This window comes from Bradyrhizobium sp. GW821-FHT12B03 (assembly GCF_058807535.1).
The window spans coordinates 260,523-284,459 of record NZ_JBXAQU010000009.1 but is presented as its reverse complement, the minus strand read 5'-3'; the positions used below and the strand labels follow the sequence as shown (position 1 = coordinate 284,459).

Below are 23,937 nucleotides of genomic sequence, written 5' to 3'. Positions count from 1 at the left end.
TAGGAGGGCGCCCGCGGCAGGTCAATTGACGGTTTCGCGTGCGATTTGCAGAGGCCTGCCGTCCGCCACGCATGCCGCGCTGCGGACAACGTGGAAAACCTCCCCTCGCCGGCCAAAGCGATAGGAGCAAGGGATGAAATTTTGTAGGTTGCGGCGCCCATGACGATGCAACAGCCGATACCCGTACCGCCCCCTGACGAAGCGCCCGCGCCGCAGGCGGAAGCCGCCGCCCGCGTCACGCCGATGATGGAACAGTACCTTGAGATCAAGGCGGCGCATCAGGGCCTGCTGCTGTTCTACCGGATGGGCGACTTTTACGAGCTGTTCTTCGAGGACGCCGAGATCGCCTCCAGGACGCTCGGCATCGTGCTGACCAAGCGCGGCAAGCATCAGGGCGCCGACATCCCGATGTGCGGCGTCCCGGTCGAGCGCTCCGAGGACTATCTCCACCGCCTGATCAGCGCCGGCCACCGAGTGGCCGTGTGCGAGCAGACCGAGGATCCCGCCGCGGCGAAAGCGCGCGGCAACAAGAGCGTGGTGCGGCGCGGCGTGGTGCGGCTGGTCACGCCGGGCACGCTCACCGAGGACACGCTGCTCGATGCGCGCGCCAACAATTATCTGCTGGCGATCGCGCGCGCCCGCTCGTCCGGCGGCGGCGACCGGTTTGGCCTCGCCTGGATCGACATCTCGACTGCCGAATTCACCGTGCTGGAATGCTCCGGCGGCGAGCTTGCGGCGACGCTGGCGCGCATCAACCCGAACGAAGCCATCGTCACCGACGCGCTCTACAGCGACAATGAACTGAGCCAGACCTTGCGCGAACTGCCGGCGGTGACACCGGTGACCCGCGACGTCTTCGACGGTGCCACCGCCGAGAAGCGGCTGTGCGATTATTTCGCGGTCGCGACCATGGACGGGTTGGCGCAGCTGACCCGACTCGAAGCCACCGCTGCGGCCGCCGCCGTCACCTATGTCGACCGCACCCAGGTCGGCAAGCATCCGCCGCTGTCGCCGCCCGCGCGCGAAGCATCGGGCGCGACCATGGCGATCGATCCGGCCACCCGGGCCAATCTCGAGCTGACGCGGACGCTCGCGGGAGAGCGACGTGGCTCGCTGCTCGATGCGATCGACTGCACCGTGACTTCGGCGGGCTCTCGCCTGCTGGCGCAGCGTCTGGCGGCGCCGCTGACGGATGCGCCGGCGATCGCCCGGCGGCTCGACGCGGTCAGCGCCTTCGTTGCCGATTCTGCCGCGCGCGAAGACATCCGCAGCATCCTGCGCGGCGCGCCTGACATGTCGCGCGCTTTGGCCCGTCTCTCAGTCGGCCGTGGCGGACCGCGCGACCTCGCCGGCCTGCGCGACGGCATCATCGCCGCCGACCAGGTGCTGGCGCGGCTCGGCGAGCTCGACCAGCCGCCGCAGGAAATCTCCGCCGTGATGGCGGCGCTGAAGCGTCCGTCGCGCGAGCTCGCTGCCGAGTTCGCGACGGCACTCGACGAGCAATTGCCGCTGATCAAGCGCGACGGTGGATTCGTCCGCCAGGGCTACGAGCCTGCGCTGGACGAAACGCGAAGCCTGCGCGACGCCTCGCGTCTCGTCGTCGCCTCGATGCAGGCCCGCTACGCCGACGACACCGGCGTGAAGGGCCTCAAGATCCGCCACAACAACGTGCTCGGCTATTTCGTCGAGGTCACCGCGCAGCACGGCGACAAGCTGATGTCGGCGCCGCTGAACGCGACCTTCATCCACCGCCAGACGCTGGCGGGCCAGGTGCGCTTCACCACGTCCGAGCTCGGCGAGATCGAAGCCAAGATCGCCAATGCCGGCGACCGCGCGCTCGGACTCGAGCTCGAGATCTTCGAGCGGCTCTGCGCCAGGGCGCTCGAGATCAGCGACGATTTGCGCGGCGCGGCGCAGGGTTTTGCGCTGCTCGATGTTGCGACGTCGCTGGCAGAGCTCGCCGTCGACGAGAACTACGTGCGGCCGGAGGTGGATTCGTCGCTCGGCTTCGCCATCGAGGCAGGCCGTCACCCCGTGGTCGAGCAGGCCTTGAAGCGCAACGGCGAGCCGTTCATTGCGAATGCCTGCGACCTCTCGCCAGGCCCCGCGCAAAAGTCCGGCCAGCTCTGGCTGCTCACCGGCCCCAACATGGCCGGCAAGTCGACCTTCCTGCGCCAGAACGCGCTCATTGCATTGCTGGCTCAAATCGGCAGCTTCGTGCCGGCGACGCGCGCGCGGATCGGCATCATCGACCGCCTGTTCTCGCGCGTCGGCGCTGCCGACGATCTTGCCCGCGGCCGTTCGACGTTCATGGTGGAGATGGTCGAGACTGCGGCGATCCTGAACCAGGCCGGCGAGCGCGCGCTCGTGATCCTCGACGAGATCGGCCGTGGCACGGCCACCTTCGACGGCCTCTCGATCGCCTGGGCCGCGATCGAGCACCTGCATGAAAGCAACCGCTGCCGCACGCTGTTCGCCACGCATTATCACGAGCTCACCGCACTCTCGGCCAAGCTGCCGCGGATGTTCAACGCCACGGTGCGCGTGAAGGAATGGCAGGGCAATGTCGTGTTCCTGCACGAAGTGCTGCCCGGCTCGGCCGACCGCTCCTACGGCATCCAGGTCGCCAAGCTCGCCGGCCTGCCGCCGGCCGTGATCACGCGCGCCAAATCCGTACTCTCCAAGCTGGAGGCGCAAGACCGCGGCCAGACCGCACGGGCGCTGGTCGACGACCTGCCGCTGTTCGCCGTGCCCTCGCGCGCCGCCGCGGAGGCCGCGCCCCCGAGCGAGGCCGAACTGCTGATGGACGCCGTGAAGGCGCTGCACCCCGACGAGATGTCCCCGCGCGAGGCGCTCGATGCGCTGTATGCGTTGAAGGCCAGGCTGCCGAAGCAGTGACGGTCTGCAGGGTGGGCAAAGCGACTTGTCCGCCGTAGCTCGAAGAGCGAAGGCGGAAGCGTGCCCGCCCTGCAACGACAAATTCGCCGATGGATGGTAGGCACGGCGCGCGAGGTGCGCGCGCCTTTGGCCACCCTACGATTCTGCCCTACGCCCTTGCTGCGATCGCCGCCGCTTCCGCGGCCGCGCGCTGCATGCTGTTCGACATCTCGTTCGTCACCGTGCTCTGCTCCTCGACGGCGGCGGCGGTCGATGTCACGTATTCGCTGACGCTGTGGATCGCCTGCTTGATCGAGGCCAGGGCGGTAACGACGTCGCCGGAGATGCCGTTGAGGCTGCCGATCTCCGCACCGATCTTGTCGGTGGCCTGCTTGGCCTGGTTGGCCAGGCTCTTCACTTCGGAGGCGACCACCGCGAAGCCGCGGCCGGCTTCGCCGGCACGGGCGGATTCGATCGTGGCGTTGAGCGCCAGCAAATTGATCTGCCCGGTGATGCTGTTGATCATCTCGACGATGCCGCTCATCGCCTGCGCGGCCTCGGTGAGGCGCTGCGCCTGGGCGTCGGCGGCGGCGACCTGATCCACCGCGCTCATCGCGGTCTCGCGCGATTTGGTCATAGCCTCGGAAATCTCCCGCACCGAGGCATTCAACTCCTCCGAACCGGCAGCGACCGATTCCATCATGCCGCGGACGCGCTCGTTGCCCATGCGGACCAGCACCTGCCTGGTGACGTCGGTCGCATATTTCACGACCTTGAACGGCTTGCCGTTGAGATCGAGGATCGGATTGTAGGAAGCCTGAATGTAGACCTCCTTGCCGCCCTTGCCGATGCGCTTGTATTCGGCCGCCTGATACTGGCCGCGGTTGAGGGCCGCCCAGAACTCGCGATAGGCGGCGCCCTCGCGCTCCGACGGCTCGACGAACATGCTGTGATGATGGCCCTTGATCTCGGCCAGCCCGTAGCCGAGCGCGCCGAGGAAGTTGGCGTTCGCGGTGATGATCGTGCCGTCCATGTTGAACTCGATCACCGCCTGCGCCTTGTCGATCGCCGCGAGCTGGCCGGCGAGATCGGCGTTCTTCAGCTTCTGTGCGGTGATGTCGGTGGCGAACTTGGCAACGCCAAACGGCTTGCCGTTCTCGTCCAGCAGGGGATTATAGGAGGCGAGGATCCAGACCTCGCGGCCGCCCTTGCCGATGCGCTTGTATTCGCCGGCCTGGTATTCGCCGCGGTTGAGCGCGGCCCAGAACTCACGATAGGCCGTGCCGTCACGCTCGGACTGGGCCACGAACAGGCTGTGATGCTTGCCCTCGATCTCGGCCAGCGAATAGCCGAGCGCCTTGCAGAAATTCTCGTTGGCCGTGACGATGGTGCCGTCGAGCTTGAACTCGATCACGGCCTGGGCGCGGCTGATGGCGGCGATCTTGGACGCCTCGGTCATGCCGCGAATCTTCTTCGCGGTGATGTCGGTTGCGATCTTCACGACCTTGACCGGCTTGCCGGCACCGTCGAGCACCGGATTGTAGGACGCCTCGATCCAGACCTCGCGGCCGCCTTTCGCGATCCGCTTGAACTCGGCGGCCTGGGGCTCGCCGCGATTGAGCTGGGCCCAGAATGCCTTGTAGTCGGCACCGTCGCGCTGATCGGCCGGCACGAACATGGCGTGCTTCTTCCCCTTGATCTCGTCGAGGGAGTAGCCGAGCGCCTTCAGGAAGTTTTGGTTGGCCGCCAGAATCGTGCCATCCATCGCAAACTCGATCACGGCCTGCGAACGACCGATGGCGGCGAGCTGTGCGTCCGAGTCACTGCGGGAGTTGCGACCAAACATCAAAGAATCTCCATCTCGAAATAACACCGATGGGAACGCGCCCGTCGGAACAAGGGGATGTGATCGCACAGCAGCATGCCGCATTCCAATCGGCGGTTCCCGCAGGTCCGATCGCTTGGCGTCGGGCCCAAAACTGGGCGCAGACGGTATCGGAAGCGGGTGTGCAATTTAATTCGTAAGGGAAAAGCTCGAACAAAGTTCTAATAGAACTGTCGGAAAACTGCAGCATTCGCGCAATCCTTCCCGGCGTCGAAATTCGTCATTGGCGAGTGCGCGGCTTTAAATGATGCTTCTCATTCAAAGGCTTGAGAAGGCGCGGCGCTCGTCATCGGCCTGAAACGACACCTCGACAGATCTTTTTGCGACGCGATGTCGCGCTCGTCCGTAGTCTCACGGCATTTGGTCTCGCAGCTCCTGCCGTGCCGCCTTGTGCGTCGCACGCCGGCCGATCCCCCACAGCGTCAGGTTCCAGGTGACGCAGGTACCGAGTGCAAGGCTCAAGCCTATGGCGGAACCGAACTGCGTCACCCCGACGTGCATGACGGCAATCGCCATGCCGAATCCGAGCAGGCCCCAGGCGGAATTGGCCAGCAGGGCGGCCGTCGCCGGACCGCCGATGCGCGGATGCAGGATCACCATGATGCTGGAGAACACCACCGGATACAGCGCGATGATGCCGCTGATGCGGGGGCCGACCCAGCCAGAGGTCGAAACCACGATGGCGACGAGCATTGCGACCAGAGCGGCGCGCATCGGCACGTCATACCAGCGGCGCGTCACCAGCGGCATCTTGACGTGGCGATAGCCTGCCAGCAGCGGAATGCAGATGCCGAACGCGACCAAATTGGCGGCAAGCCCTGCGGTGAGCGACCAGTCGAACTGGCGGATGATGGAAGCCATCGCGATCCAGACCGCGAAGGCGCTGCCGCAACTGACCACGAGATTGTGCCGCTGCGACAGCACGACATAGGTGAGGCACATGAAGATGGTCGCGGCATTCACCGGCAGGCTCGCCAGCGTGCCCTGTGCGATGAAGGCGGCGTCATGGTCGAGCGCAAGGAAGGCGTAGGACGGGCCGGCCGACACCGGCAGGGTTGCGATCAGCGCGCCGATCACGGGGCCCGAGCGTTCGGTGATGATCGAGGCCGTCACGACGAACGCCGCCGCGATCGCCATGCGCAAGAGGAGGAAGAGGATGAAGTGCAGGTCGGGGGACATTTTTTCTTCTTACCCTCCCCTGGAGGGGGAGGGTCGGCTCTTATGGAGCGCAGCGAAATATGAGACGGGGTGGGGTGACAGTCTCTCCACGGAAACGCTGCCCGAGTGGAGAGATCACCCCACCCCGCTCGCGCTACGCGCGATCGACCCTCCCCCTCCAGGGGAGGGTAAGAGAGTCACATCCTTTGCATCGACACCGAAACCTTCGGGCCGTTCTTGATGGTCTGGTAGACCACGCAATAGCGCTCGGTGAGCTTGAGCAGGAGATCGAGCTTGTCCTGCGGCGCAGGCGTGTCGACCTCGAAGCGCAGACGGATCTCGGCGAAACCGACCGGGGTCTCCTTGTCGACGCCGAGCGTGCCGCGGAAGTCGAGGTCGCCCTCGGCATAGACGTTGCCGGTCTTGAGCGGCACCTCGATCGCGGTCGCGACCGATTTCAGCGTGACGCCCGCACAGGCGACCAGCGCCTCAAGCAGCATGTCGCCGGAGCAGAGTTCGAGGCCGGAGCCGCCGGTGGCCGGATGCAGGCCGGCAAGCGCGATGGCGCGGCCGGTCTCGACCTTGCAGGCGATGCCGTCGCTGTCGGTCGAGCCCTTCGCCTTCAACGTGATCAGCGCGGTCTTGGGATCGGTCTTGTAGCGTTCCTTGATCGGGGCCTGCATCTGGCGCAGTTGGGCAGCGTCCATCTTCGTTCTCTCCCGGAAAAATCGCCCTTCGATGTACCGGCTTGAGGAGAGATTGTCACCACCACATGGCCTGACCGGGACCCTGGGTTGCGTCACGGTCGGGCACGCTGCGATCGAGCGAACGGTCGAGTGACGTCAGCACACTGCGCTTGAAGTTCTCGAACAGCGGCGAATTGCGGTCGCGCGGCCGGCCGAGGTTGATCTCGATCTGGTCGAACAGCCGGCCGGGCCGCGGCCGCATCACCAGCACGCGGTCGGCCAGCACCACGGCCTCGTCGACGTCATGTGTGACGAGGATCAAGGTCGGGCGCGTGTCGGCCCAGAGATCGAGCAGATGATCCTGAAGGTCGCGGCGGGTGAAAGCATCGAGCGCGGAAAATGGCTCGTCGAGCAGCAGCACTTCGGGCTGCGGCACCAGCGCGCGTGCGATCGCGACGCGCTGCGCCTGCCCGCCGGAGAGCTCGCGCGGCCAGGCCTGTGCCTTGTCGGCGAGGCCGACGCGCGCGAGCGCGCGCGCCACCTTCTCGCACCGCTCGGCGGCGGGCAGATCGGCAAGGCCGAAGCCGATATTGTCGGCGACGCTGAGCCAGGGCAGAAGCCGCGGCTCCTGGAAGATGATGCCGATCTTGGCATGCGGCGAGGCGATCGCCTCGTCGTCGAGCGTCACCGTGCCGGCGCTGGCGCGGTCGAGGCCGGCGATGGCGCGCAGCAGCGTGGACTTGCCGCAGCCGGAGCCGCCGATGATGGCGATGATCTCACCCTGCCTGATCTCGGCCGAGAAACGCGCCAGCGCCTCAACGCCGTTGGGATAGGTCTTGCTGACCCGGTCGAGCGCCAGCATCGCGTTACGCTCCCTCGTCAAGTTTCTTTGGCGCGCCCGAAGGCGTCCTGCCAGCGCAGGAACGGCGCGGCCGCAACCTCGATCAGCCAGTCCGTGAGCTTGCCGAGGACGGCGAAGATCACGATGGCGGCGAGGATCTGCGCGGGCTTGCCGAGTTGCTGGCCGTCGAGCAGGAGATAGCCGAGGCCTTCGGAAGCGCCGATCAGTTCGGCCGCCACCACGAACATCCAGCCGAGACCCAGGCCAACGCGCAAGGAGACGACATAGGCCGGCAGCACCGCGGGCAGCAGGATGCGGCGGATCATCGCCGGGCCGGACAGGCGGAAGGTGCGGCCGACCTCGACGATCTTGCGATCGACGATGAGGATCGCGCCCATCACGCCGAGATAGACCGGGAAGAACACGCCGACCGCGATCAGCGCGATCTTCGACGTCTCGAAGATGCCGAGCCAGAGAATGAACAGCGGCACCCAGGCCAGCGAGGGGATCGCGCGCAGCGCCTGCACGGTCGGATCGAGCAGCCGCCGCGCCAGCGACCAATAGCCGGAGATGGCGCCGAGCAGCGTGCCCGCGACCACTCCGAACGCGAAGCCGAGGCCGACGCGCCATAGCGTCGCGGCGATGTGGCGGACCAGTTCGCCGGAACGGGCGAGATCCGCGATGGTGGCAAAGACCCGCGAAGGTGGCGGCACCAGCCGGCCGTTGGACCAGCCAGACCACACCACGAGCTCCCAGCCGAGCGCGAGGATCAGCGGCAGCAGCACACCCAGCAACGGCCGCGCGTAACACGCGATGCGCGAAGGCGCGGCGGCGACTTCGGCTGGTCCCGAAGATTGTTGCAGGGCTGGCGCGTCGGAGATCATGGCCGGCAGGAAGCGCGTCTTGTGTGAGATTGCAAGGGCACCTCTTACCCTCCCCTGGAGGGGGAGGGTAAGAGACCTTAATTCGTCGGCAGCGGAACCTGGTCGTCGATCAGGGCATCCAGCGTCGCCTTGACGTCGACCTTGGCGTCGACGACACCGGCCTGCTGCAACGCCAGACCGGCGGCGAGGATCGATTCGCGTTGCGGCGCGCCGATGCGGCTGTGGGTGAGCTCGGTGCGCTCCTTGAGCTGCTTGTCGACGACGGCCTCGGGCAGCTTCGTCACGGCAATGAAGGTCTTCTTGAGATCATCGTAATTCGCCAGCGAATATTTGCGCGCCTCCTCATACCCCGCGAGCACGCGGCGGGCCGCGTCCGGATAGTCCTTCAAGAACTGCTCGCGCACATTGAGGATGCCCCAGGTGTTGGCGTCGGCCTTGCGATAGAACAGTCTTGCGCCCTCCTCGACCTCGGCCTGCGCCATCATCGGATCGAGGCCGGCCCAGGCATCGACATCGCCGCGGACCAGCGCGGTCTTGCCGTCGGCATGCTGCAGCAGCACCGGCGTGATGTCCTTCTCAGTCAGGCCGGCACCAAGCAGCGCCCGCACCAGGAAGATGTGCGGATCGGTGCCGCGCGTCACCGCGACGCGCTTGCCCTTGAGGTCGGCAACGCTTGCGATCTTGGAATCCTTGCCCGTGACAAGCGCGGTCCACTCGGGACGCGAATAGACGTAGATCGACTTGATCGGGTTGCCGTTGATCTTCGCCACCAGCGCCGCCGAGCCCGCGGTCGAGCCGAAATCGATCGAGCCGGCATTGAGGAATTCGAGCGCCTTGTTGGAGCCGGCCGATTGCACCCAGGTGATGGTGATGCCGTCCTTGGCGAACTCCTTCTCCAGCAGCCCCTTCTGCTTCAGCACCAGCGACACCGGATTGTAGGTCGCCCAGTCGATGCGGATTTCCTTGAGCGGATCGGCCGCCCGTGCCGCGGGGGTCATGGCGAGCACCATCGCTCCCGCCAACAGAATGCGTCGTGTCATCTTGGTCATGCCCGGCCTCCTCAAAAACTTCATTGTTTTTCAATGAGTTATAACTAGAGGTCAACGAGAAAATCCCACCCTTGAAAGCGGGTCGCCCGAGAACAACTTTGCCCGATGCCGGGCTTTTCAAGCATGGAACGACTATTGCCAGCGAATGGCGGGTGACAGCGCCTGTCACCTCTTATATCCGGTGAGACATGGACAGCGTCACAACCGAGCAGAAGCCACAGGTGGACGATCGCTTCGACACCGCGCGGATCACCGCCGCGGTCGATGCGCTTGCCGAAAAGCACCAGGGACGCGAGGACGCGTTCCGCACGGCCATGGCGCAACTGCTCAAGGCCGAGCTGATCGCCGCGCGCGCCGCAGCGCAGGCAATCCTGCTGAAGGACCGTCACGGGCGGCGCTGCGCCGAGCGGCTGTGCCATGTGCAGGACGAGATCATCCGCATCCTCTATTCGGCGGCGACCCGCCATCTCTACCGCTCGCCGATCCCGAGCGGCGCCGAGCGCATGGCGGTGGTCGCGACCGGTGGCTACGGCCGCGGGCTGATGGCCCCCGAGTCCGACATCGATCTGCTCTTCATCCTGCCCTACAAGCAGACCGCCTGGGGCGAGCAGGTCGCTGAAGCGATCCTCTATTGCCTCTGGGACATGGGGCTGAAGGTCGGCCACGCCACGCGCTCGGTCGACGAATCGATCCGGCAGGCGCGCGGCGACATGACGATCCGAACCGCGATCCTGGAGACGCGCTTCCTCACCGGCGACAAACCGCTCTATGACGAACTGGTCGAACGCTTCGACAAGGAAGTGGTGCAAGGCACCGCCTCCGAATTCGTCACCGCAAAGCTTGCCGAGCGCGAGGAGCGGCACCGCCGCGGCGGCCAGTCGCGCTATCTGGTCGAGCCCAACGTCAAGGACGGCAAGGGCGCCTTGCGCGACCTCCATACGCTGTTCTGGATCGCCAAATACGTCTACCGCGTCCGCGACACCGACGAGCTGGTCGAGCGCGGCGTGTTCGACGCGCAGGAATACCGCACCTTCCGCCGCTGCGCCGACTTCCTCTGGTCGGTGCGCTGCAACCTGCACTTCTACTCCGGACGGCCGGAGGAGCGCCTCTCCTTCGACCTCCAGCGCGAGATCGCGATCCGGCTCGGCTACACCTCGCATCCCGGCATGCAGGACGTCGAGCGCTTCATGAAGCACTACTTCCTGGTTGCCAAGGAGGTCGGCAATCTCACCGCCATCCTCTGCGCCAAGCTCGAGGACCAGCAGGCCAAGCCCGCGCCGGTGCTGAGCCGGATGATGGCGCGGCTACGCCCCACCCCGGTGAAGCGGCGCGTGCCCGACAGCGACGACTTCATCGTCGACAACAACCGAATCAACGTTGCCGCACCCGACATCTTCAAGCACGACCCGGTCAATTTGATCCGCATCTTCCGCCTGGCGCAGAAGAACAACCTCGCTTTCCATCCGGACGCGATGCGCGACGTGACGCGCTCGCTCGGCCTGATCAACGCCCAGCTGCGCGAGAGCCCCGAAGCCAACCGGCTGTTCATGGAGATCCTGACCTCCGACAACGCGGAGATCGTGCTGCGGCGGATGAACGAGACCGGCGTGCTCGGCCATTTCATCCGCGCCTTCGGCAAGATCGTCTCGATGATGCAGTTCAACATGTATCATCACTACACCGTGGACGAGCACCTGATCCGCTGCATCGGCTTCCTCCAGGACATCGAGCGCGGCGGCATCGAGGAGTTCGCGCTGGCCAGCGACCTGATGCGCAAGACCCGGCCCGAGCACCGCTCCGTGATCTACATCGCCACGCTGCTGCACGACGTCGCCAAAGGCCGGCCCGAGGATCATTCGATCGCGGGCGCCAAGGTGGCGCGCCGGCTGTGCCCGCGGCTCGGCTTCAGCCCGGCCGACACCGAGCTCGTGGCGTGGCTGATCGAGGAGCATCTGACCATGTCCACGGTCGCACAGTCGCGCGACCTGTCGGACCGCAAGACGATCGAGAATTTCGCCGCCGTGGTGCAGTCGGTCGAGCAGATGAAGCTGCTGACGATCCTCACCACCGCCGACATCCGCGGCGTCGGTCCCGGCGTATGGAACGGCTGGAAGGCGCAGCTGCTGCGCTCGCTTTATTATGAGACCGAGCCGGTGCTGACCGGCGGCTTTTCGGAGGTCGACCGGGGAAAACGCCTCGTGGCCGCCCACGCCGAATTCCGCATGGCCTTCGCCGAATGGCCGGCGGACGAGCTCGATGCCTATATCGCCCGGCACTATCCGGCCTACTGGCTCAAGGTCGAGCTGCCGCGCAAGATCCGCCACGCCCGCTTCGTCCGCTCCAGCGAGCAGGCCGGCCACAAGCTCGCGATCAATGTCGGCTTCGACGAGGTCCGCGGCGTCACCGAGCTCACGATCTTCGCGGCCGACCATCCCTGGCTGCTGTCGATCATCGCGGGCGCCTGCGCCTCGGCCGGCGCCAACATCGTCGATGCCCAGATCTACACCACGACCGACGGCCGCGCGCTCGACACGATCTCGATCTCAAGGGAATATGACCGCGACGAGGACGAGGGACGGCGCGCCACCCGGATCGGCGAGATGATCGAGGACGTCCTCGAAGGCAAGCTGCGCCTGCCCGAGGTGGTGGCGCGGCGCACCGTGCGCAGCAAGGCGCGGCCTTTCGTGATCGAGCCGGAAGTGACCATCAACAACCAATGGTCCGACCGCTACACCGTGATCGAGGTGTCCGGCCTCGACCGCCCCGGCCTGCTCTACGAACTCACCACCGCGATCTCGAAGCTCAATCTCAACATCGCCTCCGCCCACGTCGCGACCTTCGGCGAGCGCGCCCGCGACGTGTTCTACGTCACCGACCTGCTCGGCGCACAGATCAACGCGCCGACCCGGCAATCCGCGATCAAGAGCGCGCTGACCCATGTAATGGCCGGCGACAAGTCGGTGCAGCCCGCGGCGTGACGGGCGGCGCGTTGCCTCGCTAGACCTCCACCCCCTCATGCCGCAGCAGCCAGCGCTTGCGCGCCAGCCCGCCGCCATACTTCACCAGTGAGCCGTCGGCGCCGATCAGGCGATGGCAGGGCAGCACCACGCTGATCGGGTTGGAGCCGTTGGCATGACCGACGGCACGAATGGCTTTGGGCATGTCGATCCTTGCCGCCAACGCGCCGTAACTCATCGTGGTGCCGGCAGGGATTTTGGCCAGCGCAGTCCAGACCTTCTGCTGGAACGGCGTCCCGGCGATGCGCCACGCGATGGCTGAGAGCTGGCCGAGATCGCCTTCGAAATAGCGCGACAGCGCGGTCCGCATCTCGGTCGGTGCGGGCCGGTCGCTGAGCTCGACCGTGCCGTAATGCAGGCGCAACAGCTCGCGCATGCGGTGCTCATAGTCGTCCCAGTCGAGCGCGCGCAGGGCACCCTCGGCATCGGTGACGAGCAGCGCGGTTCCGATCGGCGTTGTCAGGCGGTCAAGGCCGAAGCTTACAAGCGTCTTGATTGATCGAGCGGGCATTGCGACACCAGGCCATCGAAACACACACCATCGCACTTGCCATGCCGGCCGTGCTACCGTCCACCCGAAAGCTGACGCTGGGGGAGCTCAACTTGAATCTGATCGCCAATGTCCTGGTGGCGCTGGTCGCCGCACTGCACGCCTACTTCCTGATCCTGGAGATGTTTCTCTGGGACAAGCCGCTTGGCTTGAAGACATTCCGCAATACGCCGGAGAAGGCCGCGATCACGAAGGTGCTGGCGGCCAATCAGGGCCTCTATAACGGCTTCCTCGCCGCCGGCCTGATCTGGGGTCTCGTCCACGGCAATCCGGCCTTCGCATTCCAGATCAAGGCGTTCTTCCTGCTTTGCGTGATCGTGGCCGGCGCCTATGGCGCGGCGACCGTCAGCACGCGCATCCTGCTCGTGCAGGCGCTGCCGGCGGCAATCGCGCTGGCGGCATTGTTCCTGGCCTGAGCTCCTTGACCTAGATCCTTGGCCTGAGACGCGACGGCGCAGCACCACAATCCTTGCGCGCCGGCGAACGTTCCTCCACACTCTTCGGCAGCGATGGCGACCGTTGCAAGCAACGGAAAAGACCATCGGCCGAAAATTCCGTCAGGAGGAACAACCCAACATGAGCAATCGCAGAGTCTTCATGGCTGCCACGGCGGCGTTCGCCTTCGCGTTCTCCGCCAGCCAGGCCCTCGCACAGAAGAAATACGACACCGGCGCGAGCGACACCGAGATCAAGATCGGCCAGACCGTGCCGTTCTCCGGCGCCTACTCCGTCTATGCCAATATCGGCAAGACCCAGGCCGCCTACTTCAAGATGATCAACGATCAGGGCGGCATCAACGGCCGCAAGATCAACCTGATCCAGTATGACGACGCCTATTCGCCGCCGAAGACCGTCGAGCAGGTGCGCAAGCTGGTCGAAGGCGACGAGGTGCTCTTCACCTTCCAGCTGATCGGCACCGCGGCAAATGCCGCCGTGCAGAAATATCTCAACGGCAAGAAGGTGCCGCAGTTGCTGGCCTCGACCGGCGCGGCGCGTTTCAACGACCCGCAGAACTATCCCTGGACCATCGCCTACAATCCGAACTACGTGTCCGAGGGACGCATCTACGCAAAGTACATTCTCACCAATCACCCCAACGCCAAGATCGGCGTGCTCTACCAGAACGACGACATGGGCCGCGACTATCTGGCCGGGCTCAAGAGCGGCCTCGGCGACAAGGCCGCCGGCATGATCGTCGGCGAGGTGTCCTACGAAGTCACCGATCCGACCGTGGATTCGCAGGTGGTCAAGCTGAAGTCGATGGGCGCCGACCTGTTCTATGACGCCTCCACGCCGAAATTCGCCGCACAGGCGATCAAGAAGCTTGCCGACCTCGGCTGGAGCCCGGTGCACATCCTCGACATCAATGCGAGCCCGGTGTCGGCGACGCTGAAGCCGGCCGGCCTCGACATCTCCAAGGGCATCATCTCGACCAATTACGGCAAGGACCCCGGCGATCCCCAGTGGAAGGACGATCCGGGCGTGAAGGCCTTCTTCGCTTTCATGGACAAGTATTTCCCCGAAGGCGACAAGCTCAACACCGTCAACACCTATGCCTATTCGGTGGCGGAACTGCTGGTGCAGGTGCTGAAGCAATGCGGCGACGACCTGACGCGCGAGAACGTCATGAAGCAGGTCGCCGGCATCAAGGGCTACACGCCGAGCCTGGCGTTGCCCGGCATCAGGATCAACACCGGGCCGAACGACTACCGCGTCAACAAGCAGATGCAGATGATGAAGTTCAACGGCGAACGCTGGGAGCTGTTCGGACCGATCATCGAGGATGCGGGCCCGGCGGGTTAGTTACTGCGTAGATTCCATGGGGCGGTGAGCGGGCTCTTTCCGATAGGTTTGGGTTTCCACACTCGAACCATCGGAGCGTCTGATGCAAGCATCGACCAAGAGCACGCCCACCGTGGGGCATATTGGCACAATTTTCGTTGCGATCGAACTGAGTCAAAAGACCTGGCTGGTGACGCTGCACAGTCCGGATCGTGACCGGATATCACGCCACAAGATTGAGGGCGGCGATCACGCCGGGCTGCGGGCCTTGCTCGAGAAGATCAAGGCGCGAGCGGCCGAGAAGCTGGGATCACCGCCGCGAGTGGTGAGCTGCTACGAGGCCGGTTATGACGGCTTTTGGCTGCACCGGCTGCTGCAAGCGGCCGGGATCACCAACTTCGTGTTCGATCCGGCCAGCATTGCGGTGGAGCAGCGGTCGCGGCGGGCGAAGACGGACCGGATCGACGGCGAGCTCATGCTGCGGACCCTGATGGCCTATCTGCGGGGCGAGCCACGGGTGGTGCGGATCGTCCGCGTCCCGAGTGTGGCCGAAGAGGATGCCCGGCGCGGGAGCCGGGAGCGCGATCGTCTGGTCAAGGAGCAGACGGCCCATGGCAACCGGATCAAGGCGCTGCTGCGTCTGTTAGGCGTGGCGGTCGGCAACCCGCGCCGACGGGACTGGCTCAGCTTTCTGGAGCAGCAGTGCGATTGGCAGGGGCAGCCGCTGCCTCCCCATCTGTTGGCCGAGGTGAAGCGCGAGCACGCGCGGCTGACCATGGTCCGCGAGCAGCTTGCGGCACTGGAACAGGCCCAGGCTGCGCAGACCTGTCCCATTCCAGCGCCGATGGCGGAGCGGCGATCGAACTTGCAGCGGCTCAAGGCGCTCGGCCCCGCCTTCACCCCAGGGCTGGTGGACGAGATGTTCTACAAGGACTTCCACAATCGGCGCGAGGTCGCCAGCTATTGCGGGTTGGCGCCCAGTCCCTGGAAGAGCGGCGGCATCGATCGCGAGCAGGGCATCAGCAAGGCCGGCAATCGGCGGGCACGCACCAAGGCGATCGAACTGGCCTGGCTGTGGCTTCGCCATCAAGGCGACAGCGCGCTCAGCCAATGGTTCCGCACCCGTATCGCCAACGCCGGCCAGCGGGCCAAGCGCATCGCCATCGTGGCTCTGGCCCGCAAGCTGATCGTGGCGCTGTGGCGCTATCTCACCACGGGCCTCGTTCCTGAGGGGGCAATCATGAAGGCATAAAACAAACCGCCATCACGTGTCGCGGCCTTGCCGCGTCCCGTGCGGGATGGATGATGACCGTGCCACCCTAGGGCTTCAAACGTCGTTTTGTAGATGGGTCTCATCCTCGCCAGGCTTCCTCGCCGCAAGCATGCGGAAGGTGGGTACGGATCAAACGATCCGACCGGATATGAGGTGATGCAGTGAGCTGCATAAATCTTCGGAAGCCGATCCTCGCCCGGAACACGGTCGTCGCGCTGCGCTACGCATGGCTCCGCGCGCCGCCCTCCCACCGCAAGTCCCTTACCCGGACAGATCGAACAGGCTTGACTTACAAATCCCCATATGAGGGTGGGCAAAGACGCGCAAGCGTCGTGCCCACCATCTCTCCACGATCGCGACGAAGGCGTGGGCACACGCCGGGATGCGCATTCGCGCACCCCGGCGCTTTGCCCACCCGAACTAGGAAGGTATCTCGCCGAAGTTCTTCCCCACGGGCAGCACCGCATGCCGGATCAGCCGCGAATCCTCCACGGCCGCCTGCCGGTGCTTCACCGCCTCGCGGTAGACCGGATCACGGATCATCTCGACGAAGGCGGCGACGCTTGGGTATTCGGCGATGAAGCAATGGTCCCAGCGCTCCTCCTGCGGGCCGATCAGCATCAGCTCGAACCTGCCCTGCCAGACGATGCGGCCGCCGAGGCGTTCGAACACCGGGCCACTCTCGCGGCCATAGGCCGCATAGGCCTCCGCACCGCTCGCCTTGCGGCCGTCAGGATAGGCGGCGTCTTTGCGTAAGCGCACCAGATTGAGCATGTGGATCGGGCCCGGGCGGTCTTTGTCCCGGAATTGCGCAAAAATCTCCTTGGTCGGATCGATGTGGCCCATGCGAGTTCCCTCTTGTTATGTGCCGGCGATCCTAGCTTCGCCGTCCGATGAGCGGAACTGCAGCGGGCGAATGCCGCACCTCCTAATCGCGCGTTAACGTCAGGGTAACCGGGCCTTAAACAGCGACCGCTAGCGTGCGGCGGGGCGGGCTGACCGGGCGTTTTGCGTATGGGGTTGGGAAAGAAAAAGGGTGGGCGGAAGGAGCCGTTGTTCGGCTTGCCCGCGGCGCTCGCTGATCTGCGCCTGACGGCGGCGGATCGCATTCCCGGCGGCGACGACGACAAGCCGAAGAAAACAGCGAAATCATCCGCCAAGCGCAAGGGCGACGATGCCGGCGAGGAGCCGCCGCGCGAGCGCAAGGCCTCGGCCGGCCGCAGCGGCGCCAAGCGCCGGTCGAAGTCGCGTATCGGCGCGAGCCTCGGCCGCCTGGTCTATTGGGGCGCGGTGCTGGGCCTGTGGGGCGCGATCGCCGTGATCGGCGTCGTGGTCTGGGTCGGCGCCCACCTGCCGCCGATCCAGTCGCTCGAAATCCCCAAGCGCCCGCCGACGATCCAGATCGTCGGCATCGACGGCAGCATGCTGGCGCAACGCGGCGAGATGGCCGGGGCCAATGTGGCGCTGAAGGATCTGCCGCCGTATCTGCCCAAGGCCTTCATCGCCATCGAGGACCGCCGCTTCTATTCGCATTTCGGCATCGATCCGGTCGGCATCCTGCGCGCCCTCGTCACCAACGTCATGCATCGCGGCGTGTCGCAGGGCGGCTCGACCTTGACGCAGCAGCTCGCGAAGAACCTGTTCCTGACCCAGGAGCGCACCATGCAGCGCAAGCTGCAGGAGGCCGAACTCGCGATCTGGCTGGAGCGCAAGCATTCCAAGAACGAGATCCTGGAGCTCTACCTCAACCGCGTCTATTTCGGCTCGGGTGCCTATGGCGTCGAGGCCGCCGCGCAGCGCTATTTCGGCAAGTCGGCGAAGAACGTCACCGTCGCCGAAGCCGCGATGCTGGCCGGCCTCGTCAAATCGCCCTCGCGGCTGGCGCCGAACCGCAACCCCGAAGGCGCGGAGGCGCGCGCGAAGGTCGTGCTCACCGCGATGGCGGATGCGCAGTTCATCACCGAGGCGCAGGCGCAGGCCTCGATCGGTCATCCCTCCTACAACGTGAAGCCGGTCGGCGCCGGCACCGTCAATTACGTCGCCGACTGGATCGGCGAGGTGCTGGACGACCTGGTCGGCCAGATCGACGAGAGCATCAAGGTCGAAACCACGATCGATCCAAAACTCCAGAGCGTGGCGGAAGCCGCCATCATCGACGAGCTCGCGGCCAAGAGCGTGAAGTTCAACGTCAGCCAGGGCGCGCTGGTGGCGATGACGCCCGACGGCGCCGTGCGTGCCATGGTGGGCGGGCGGAACTATGCCGAGAGCCAGTACAACCGCGCGGTGACCGCCAAGCGCCAGCCGGGCTCCTCGTTCAAGCCGTTCGTCTACCTGACCGCGCTCGAAGCCGGGCTGACGCCGGACACCCTCCGCCAGGACGCGCCGATCGAGGTCAAGGGCTGGAAGCCCGAGAACTACACCCATGAATATTTCGGCGCCGTGACGCTGACGCAGGCGCTGGCGATGTCGCTGAACACGGTCGCCATCCGCCTCGGCCTCGAGGTCGGGCCGAAGAACGTGGTGCGCACCGCGCACCGGCTCGGCATCTCCTCCAAGCTCGAGCCCAATGCCTCGATCGCGCTCGGCACGTCGGAAGTCTCCGTCGTCGAGCTGGTCGGCGCCTATGCGCCGTTCGCCAATGGCGGCTTCGCGGTGACGCCGCACGTCGTCACGCGGATCAAGACGCTCGGCGGCAAGCTGCTCTACATGCGCCAGCCGGACGATCGCAACCAGGTGATCGACCCGCGCTATGCCGGCATGATGAATTCGATGATGCGGGAGACGCTGATATCGGGCACCGCCAAGAAGGCGGAGATCCCCGGCTGGCCGGCGGCCGGCAAGACCGGCACCAGCCAGGATTATCGCGACGCCTGGTTCATCGGCTACACCGCCAATCTCGTCACCGGCGTCTGGCTTGGCAATGACGACAACTCACCGACCAAGAAGGCGACCGGCGGCGGCCTGCCGGTGGAAGTCTGGACGCGCTTCATGAAGACGGCGCATGAGGGCGTGCCCGTGGCGAACTTGCCGAACGCGCAGGCCGGTTGGGGCCTGTCGAACCTCGCACAGGCGGCCTCGCAGGTGTCGCCGCCGACAGCGGCCGCGCCCGGGCCGGCGCCGGCGCCGACGAACAACGGCGGCTATCGCCCACCGCCGACGCGCGCCAATGCACGGCCGGAAGCCGCCGCAGGGCTCGATGGCTGGCTGATGGACCGGCTGTTTGGCGGGAATCGATAGGCTCTGCTTGAGGCCGCAACAGCCTCAAAACAAAAACTGCGAAAACAACCCCATGCACAGTAGCCGGCGATGGCTGGCGCGGTGCACGGTGGATGTCGTGAAGGCTTTGATGCGACGGAGCAAATCGCGTATGCCGCGCAATCGTCGCGAATTGTGGCGAGAATCGCGCTGACGTCGCCTCGCCCTCCGCTGTCATTCCCCGCGAAGGCGGGGAATCCAGTACGCCGCGGCCTCTCGGTTCAATAGCAACCGCCTCTGGAATACTGGATCGCCCGCTCCAGTGCGCAAGTGCGCACAAGGCGGGCGATGACACCCTCGTCGGCAAGTCGTGCCCGGGGCGGCAAGATTTACCGATGCCGCGAATTCCCGAGAGAGAAAACTCCAATCGCTTCAGGCCTTCGCGATCGGCCCAGGATTTGCTCTCCAAGGTTGAGCTCTGAGGAGCCGGGCTTAGTGCGGGAGGGCGTTCGATGATTTCAGGTCTATCCGGTGCGGCGTCGACTTATCTGCGCCCTGCATCGACATCCAATTCAAAGGCGCCTGTTCTATCGGAGGTGCCCGCTGAGACTGGCGCAGCGCCCAGCGGCTTCCGGCTTGACCTCTCCCAGGTCAAGCCGCTGCAGGGGGCAAAGGTCATATCGGCGGCGGATGATCCTGTCCTGCACGACCTGATGGCAACGAACTGGCTGATCACCCACGACGCGGGTACCGCGCAATCGGTCGTCGCGGACAATGCACCGGAGAACACCTACGCGCAGGTGAAGGTCAACGGCAAGGTGGTGGCCACGCTGTACAATGGCGGGGCCTCCGCAATGACCAACGCGGCGGCCGCAAAGGTCGGCAAGCTGGAAGATCCTCCCGGCCTGGGTGGACCTGACTTGGCACAATGGCGGGCCGACAGCTACGCCAAGCTGCTCGGCGGCACGGTTGAAAAGGCTTCCACCGCGATCACGCAATCGCAATGGACACCGCGCGAAAGCAGTTCCACGACCTATAGCCGCGAACAACTCGACGCGGCCTTCCAGGCGATGGTGGCCGAAGGCCAGAAGGCCACCGCGCAACGGCAATCGTCCTATCTGGCGTCACGCACGCTACAGGGGACGAGTGCGGATTTCAGCGCCTGAGTATAGCGCTATCGGGGGCTCGATGCCGTTCCCGTCCTCCGCTGTCATTCCCCGCGAAGGCGGGGAGTTCACAAGCTCTCACCTACCCTGGGTGTCGTCCCGGCCTAGTGCGCAATTGCGCACGAGGCCGGGACGACGGGAGCGTTAGGCGAGAGCAAGGCTCTAATCCTCGACCCCATACCGGTGCAGATCATTGCCGTACGTATCGAGCCACTTCTTGGCGCGCTCCATCGAGGGGCAGACCTTGCCGCAGACGCGCCAGAATCGCGCCGAGTGGTTCATCTCGACGAGATGGGCGACCTCGTGGGCGGCGAGATAGTCGAGCACGAAGGGCGGCGCGAGGATCAGGCGCCAGGAGAACGACAGCGAGCCGGCCGAGGTGCAGGAACCCCAGCGGCTGGACTGGTCGCGGATCGACAGCCGCTTGACCCTGACACCGAGTTCGGCGGCATAGGCTTCGGCCGAACGCTGCAGATCGTGGCGCGCCTCGCGCTTGAGGAAATCGCTGACGCGGCGGTCGACATGTTCGACGCCGCCGGCGACGCAGAGAATGCGTTCACCGCTGTCGCGAACTTCCGTCCACACCGTGCCGCGCGTGCCGGCGCGATGAACGATGCGATGGGGAACGCCGCGAAGCGGTATCACTGTGCCAGGCTGGAACGGCGCGGCCTTCGGCAAACGCCCGAGACGTGCCGCAATCCATGCACCGTGACGCTGCGCGAAGTCCTTGGCTTCCGCGAGCGTGCCGCGCGGCGGCATGGTGAGGATGGCTTCGCGATCGCTCGGATGAATTCTGAGCGTGTAGCGGCGCGCACGCCTGTGCCGGCGCAGCCGAATCGCAAAGAATTGCGATCCGTGGGTGATGACGAGGGTCTTTGGTTCGTGGGGCCGCCGATAGAGGAGTGCGCGAGTGGCCATGTCTGTCAGTCCGGGGAGCAGGAGTTCGCCCGGATTCTGCCATAACCGCCGCCAGGGAAAGCGCTCGGCGCAAAAACAAATCATTTGCCCAATATACAGGGGTCTGACGTCCGGGAGACCCTACAGACTGGGGTTGGAACCGGCTTTTTTCGCCCCCGCTGGACGCATGCGACACCCCCAAGGGGTGAGGGGCGACTCACTCCTATGGCGCTACCTAAATACCGCGAATCTGGAGGGAACCTGTCCCTGCCGGAGGCTCCGACAGGGGTGGAAATTTCGACGGGAAAGCCGAAATCCGCGTCTATTCGGCGGCAAGAGCCTGCAACGAGCTCGGATTCGCAGCCGAAACCATGAAGTCGTGAATTCGCGGCACGATTTCCGACTTGAAGCGCGAGCCGTTGAACACGCCGTAATGCCCCACGCCCTTCTGGACGTAATGAACGCGGCGATGATCGGGGATCGAGCTGCACAATGTGTGCGTTGCTTCGGTCTGGCCGAGACCGGAGATGTCGTCGTTCTCGCCTTCGACCGTCATCAACGCGACGCGTGTGACCTTGGAGGGATCGACGCGTGTTCCACGATGGGTCATCTCGCCCTTGGGCAGCGAGTGCTTCACGAACACGGTGTCGACCGTCTGCAGGTAATACTCGGCGGAGAGGTCCATCACCGCGAGATATTCGTCGTAGAACTCGCGATGCTTGTCGACGAGGTCGCCGTCGCCCTTCACCAGATGGGCGAAGAGCTGCTTGTGGGCGTCCATGTGACGGTCGAGATTCATGCTGATGAAGCCGTTGAGCTGCAGGAATCCCGGATAGACGTCGCGCATCATGCCCGGATGCGGGAACGGCACCTTGGTGATGACGTGGTTGCGGAACCAGTCGATGCCGCGCTCCTGGGCGAGGTTGTTCACCGCGGTCGGGTTGCGGCGGGTGTCGATCGGGCCGCCCATCAGCGTCATCGAGGTCGGCACGAACGGATCGCGCCGCGCTTCCATGATCGAGACCGCAGCGACGACGGGCACGGAGGGCTGGCACACCGCCATGACATGGGTGTTGCCGCCGAGGACGTGCAGCATCTCGATGATGTAGTCGATGTAATCGTCGAGATCGAAGCGGCCGTCGCTGAGCGGCACCATACGGGCGTCGGCCCAGTCGGTGATGTAGACCTCATGCGCCGGCAGGAACGCCTCGACTGTGCCGCGCAGCAGCGTTGCATAATGGCCGGACATCGGCGCCACGATCAGCACGCGCGGCTGCGGGCTGCGCAGCGGACGGGTGAACTTGCGATCGAAATAGAGCAACCGGCAGAACGGCTTTTCCCAGACCGAACGGATCTCGATCGGGACGCGGATGCCGTTGACCTCGGTGTCGTTGAGACCCCATTCCGGCTTGCCGTAGCGGCGCGTGGTGCGCTCGAACAATTCGCAGGCCGCGGCGACCGACTTGCCGACCTCGGTGCGCGCCCAGGGATTGAGCGGATTCTGAAACAGGAACTTGGTCGCGTCAGTGACCGCACGTGCCGGATTGAGAGAGGCGTGAGCCATCTCGTACATCCAGTACATCGGCGTCGTCAGGACCGGACTGCCTTCAGCCGCCAGGGGCGGCGCGCCGCCAAACTCACCAATAGGCATCGCTATATCCTTCTTCGCATCGCAGCATACTGCCGAATGCGTAATATTGCGTCAATGCATGGTTCCGTACATCTACGTGGCAGATACGGCCAAACCAGCCTGAATCCACGAGAAAGTGACATTATTCGCCGCCTGACAGCAGCGAGCCGTTCTTCCGGGCGCTGCGCAAAAGAGCAAGGAATGCCCCAAAAGATGCAACCAAAAGCACTGTGTTGATGGCTAACGCATCCAGCATCAGGTCGATCCGGAAGGTGTTTTCGATCAGCAGCGCCCGCATTCCCTCGAACACATAGGTCGGCGGCAGCGTCCAGGCGACAATCTGCAGCCAGCCCGGCAGCACGCTGACGGGATAGTAGATGCAGGCGAGCGGCATGATCGCGAACATCAACGTCCAGACGATGCTCTCGGCGCCAAGGCCGTTTCGCAGCACGAGCCCCGAGACGAAGATGCCGACCGACCAGCTGGTGAAGATCAGATTGCAGAAGAACGCGATCAGCGGCAGGCCGAGGCCGTAGACGTTGAAGTGAAACAGGAACAGCGCGAGCAGCGTCATCGGGATCACGCCGATCGCGAGCCGGATCAGGCTCATCACCATCAGTGACAGCAGAAACTCGATCGGCTTCAACGGGCTCATCATGAGATTGCCGAGGTTGCGCGCCCACATCTCCTCCAGGAAGGAGATGGAAAAGCCGAGCTGGCCGCGGAACAGGATGTCCCAGAGGATGACGGCGCCGATCAGCGTGCCGCCGGCGCGCGCGAAGAAATTGGCGTTTTGCGCGATGTAGAGCTGGAGGAAGCCCCAGGTGATGACCTGGAGCGCCGGCCAGTACAAAAGCTCGAGCAGCCGCGGCCAGGACGACATCAACAGATACCAGTAGCGCAGGATCATCGCGCCGATGCGGTGGATGGAGATGCCGCGGTGGAGGGAGATCTCGGTCATGGTCGCTGCCCGTAGCCCGGATGGAGCGAAGCGCAATCCGGGGCGCGGCGCCAGCCACAAACACCGGCGTCATCCTGAGGTACAAG

At 65.1% G+C, this 23,937-nt stretch carries 18 protein-coding genes; 7 read left to right on the top strand and 11 right to left on the bottom strand.

Going from position 1 to position 23,937, the window contains the following annotated elements:
- Nucleotides 1-159: 159 nt before the first annotated feature.
- Nucleotides 160-2,898 carry a DNA mismatch repair protein MutS gene (mutS, locus tag AC1RUR_RS19760; protein ID WP_492846952.1) on the top strand — a complete coding sequence of 913 codons (2,739 nt, stop codon included), beginning with the start codon at nt 160-162 and terminating at the stop codon, nt 2,896-2,898.
- A gap of 148 nt (nt 2,899-3,046) precedes the next feature.
- Here the strand turns inward: mutS and AC1RUR_RS19755 are convergent, their stop codons facing one another.
- The 6 genes from AC1RUR_RS19755 to AC1RUR_RS19730 all read right to left on the bottom strand — a co-directional run bounded on the left by AC1RUR_RS19755 (nt 3,047) and on the right by AC1RUR_RS19730 (nt 9,380).
- Nucleotides 3,047-4,723, bottom strand: a complete 1,677-nt coding sequence (locus AC1RUR_RS19755) for a methyl-accepting chemotaxis protein (RefSeq protein ID WP_492846950.1) — start codon at nt 4,721-4,723, stop codon at nt 3,047-3,049.
- Between the two features lie 390 nt (nt 4,724-5,113).
- Complete coding sequence (locus tag AC1RUR_RS19750) at nt 5,114-5,941, bottom strand: hypothetical protein (protein WP_492846948.1); 828 nt, start codon at nt 5,939-5,941, stop codon at nt 5,114-5,116.
- A 176-nt stretch (nt 5,942-6,117) separates the two neighbouring features.
- A complete protein-coding gene (locus AC1RUR_RS19745) occupies nt 6,118-6,627 on the bottom strand; it encodes an OsmC family protein (RefSeq protein ID WP_027542149.1) in 510 nt (169 codons plus the stop codon).
- Between the two features lie 55 nt (nt 6,628-6,682).
- Nucleotides 6,683-7,468 carry an ABC transporter ATP-binding protein gene (locus AC1RUR_RS19740; protein WP_492846946.1) on the bottom strand — a complete coding sequence of 262 codons (786 nt, stop codon included), beginning with the start codon at nt 7,466-7,468 and terminating at the stop codon, nt 6,683-6,685.
- 17 nt (nt 7,469-7,485) lie between these two features.
- On the bottom strand, nt 7,486-8,331 hold the full coding sequence (locus AC1RUR_RS19735) for an ABC transporter permease (RefSeq protein ID WP_492846944.1): 846 nt from the start codon (nt 8,329-8,331) through the stop codon (nt 7,486-7,488).
- Nucleotides 8,332-8,408: 77 nt separating this feature from the next.
- The gene (locus tag AC1RUR_RS19730) at nt 8,409-9,380 is read right to left on the bottom strand and encodes an aliphatic sulfonate ABC transporter substrate-binding protein (protein WP_492846942.1); all 972 of its coding nucleotides are present in this window, start codon (nt 9,378-9,380) and stop codon (nt 8,409-8,411) included.
- Nucleotides 9,381-9,568: 188 nt separating this feature from the next.
- Between AC1RUR_RS19730 and AC1RUR_RS19725 the strand changes: the two genes are divergently transcribed.
- Nucleotides 9,569-12,358, top strand: a complete 2,790-nt coding sequence (locus tag AC1RUR_RS19725) for a [protein-PII] uridylyltransferase (RefSeq protein ID WP_492846940.1) — start codon at nt 9,569-9,571, stop codon at nt 12,356-12,358.
- 19 nt (nt 12,359-12,377) lie between these two features.
- Here the strand turns inward: AC1RUR_RS19725 and AC1RUR_RS19720 are convergent, their stop codons facing one another.
- Nucleotides 12,378-12,908 (bottom strand): methylated-DNA--[protein]-cysteine S-methyltransferase, encoded by a 531-nt coding sequence (locus tag AC1RUR_RS19720; RefSeq protein WP_492846938.1) that lies wholly within the window; start codon nt 12,906-12,908, stop codon nt 12,378-12,380.
- Nucleotides 12,909-12,949: 41 nt separating this feature from the next.
- On the opposite strand from AC1RUR_RS19720, the gene AC1RUR_RS19715 reads away from it, so the two are divergent.
- The 3 genes from AC1RUR_RS19715 (at nt 12,950) to AC1RUR_RS19705 (ending at nt 15,981) form a co-directional block, all read left to right on the top strand.
- Nucleotides 12,950-13,363, top strand: coding sequence for a DUF1304 domain-containing protein (locus AC1RUR_RS19715; RefSeq protein WP_492846972.1), 414 nt, complete (start codon nt 12,950-12,952; stop codon nt 13,361-13,363).
- A 160-nt stretch (nt 13,364-13,523) separates the two neighbouring features.
- Nucleotides 13,524-14,750: an ABC transporter substrate-binding protein gene (locus tag AC1RUR_RS19710; protein WP_492846935.1), complete on the top strand. Its 1,227-nt coding sequence runs from the start codon at nt 13,524-13,526 to the stop codon at nt 14,748-14,750.
- An 82-nt stretch (nt 14,751-14,832) separates the two neighbouring features.
- Nucleotides 14,833-15,981, top strand: a complete 1,149-nt coding sequence (locus AC1RUR_RS19705; RefSeq protein WP_492846933.1) for an IS110 family RNA-guided transposase — start codon at nt 14,833-14,835, stop codon at nt 15,979-15,981.
- Nucleotides 15,982-16,422: 441 nt separating this feature from the next.
- Here AC1RUR_RS19705 and AC1RUR_RS19700 read toward each other — a convergent pair whose 3' ends face one another.
- Nucleotides 16,423-16,848 (bottom strand): DUF1330 domain-containing protein, encoded by a 426-nt coding sequence (locus AC1RUR_RS19700; RefSeq protein ID WP_492846931.1) that lies wholly within the window; start codon nt 16,846-16,848, stop codon nt 16,423-16,425.
- 168 nt (nt 16,849-17,016) lie between these two features.
- On the opposite strand from AC1RUR_RS19700, the gene AC1RUR_RS19695 reads away from it, so the two are divergent.
- The gene (locus AC1RUR_RS19695; protein WP_492846929.1) at nt 17,017-19,239 is read left to right on the top strand and encodes a transglycosylase domain-containing protein; all 2,223 of its coding nucleotides are present in this window, start codon (nt 17,017-17,019) and stop codon (nt 19,237-19,239) included.
- A 470-nt stretch (nt 19,240-19,709) separates the two neighbouring features.
- Nucleotides 19,710-20,363, top strand: a complete 654-nt coding sequence (locus AC1RUR_RS19690; protein WP_492846927.1) for a hypothetical protein — start codon at nt 19,710-19,712, stop codon at nt 20,361-20,363.
- 162 nt (nt 20,364-20,525) lie between these two features.
- Here AC1RUR_RS19690 and AC1RUR_RS19685 read toward each other — a convergent pair whose 3' ends face one another.
- From AC1RUR_RS19685 to AC1RUR_RS19675, 3 genes are all read right to left on the bottom strand, one after another.
- Complete coding sequence (locus AC1RUR_RS19685; RefSeq protein WP_492846925.1) at nt 20,526-21,365, bottom strand: M48 family metallopeptidase; 840 nt, start codon at nt 21,363-21,365, stop codon at nt 20,526-20,528.
- Between the two features lie 217 nt (nt 21,366-21,582).
- Nucleotides 21,583-22,911, bottom strand: a complete 1,329-nt coding sequence (locus AC1RUR_RS19680; RefSeq protein WP_492846923.1) for a polyhydroxyalkanoate depolymerase — start codon at nt 22,909-22,911, stop codon at nt 21,583-21,585.
- A gap of 121 nt (nt 22,912-23,032) precedes the next feature.
- Nucleotides 23,033-23,851, bottom strand: coding sequence for an ABC transporter permease (locus AC1RUR_RS19675; RefSeq protein ID WP_492846921.1), 819 nt, complete (start codon nt 23,849-23,851; stop codon nt 23,033-23,035).
- Nucleotides 23,852-23,937 lie beyond the last annotated feature (86 nt).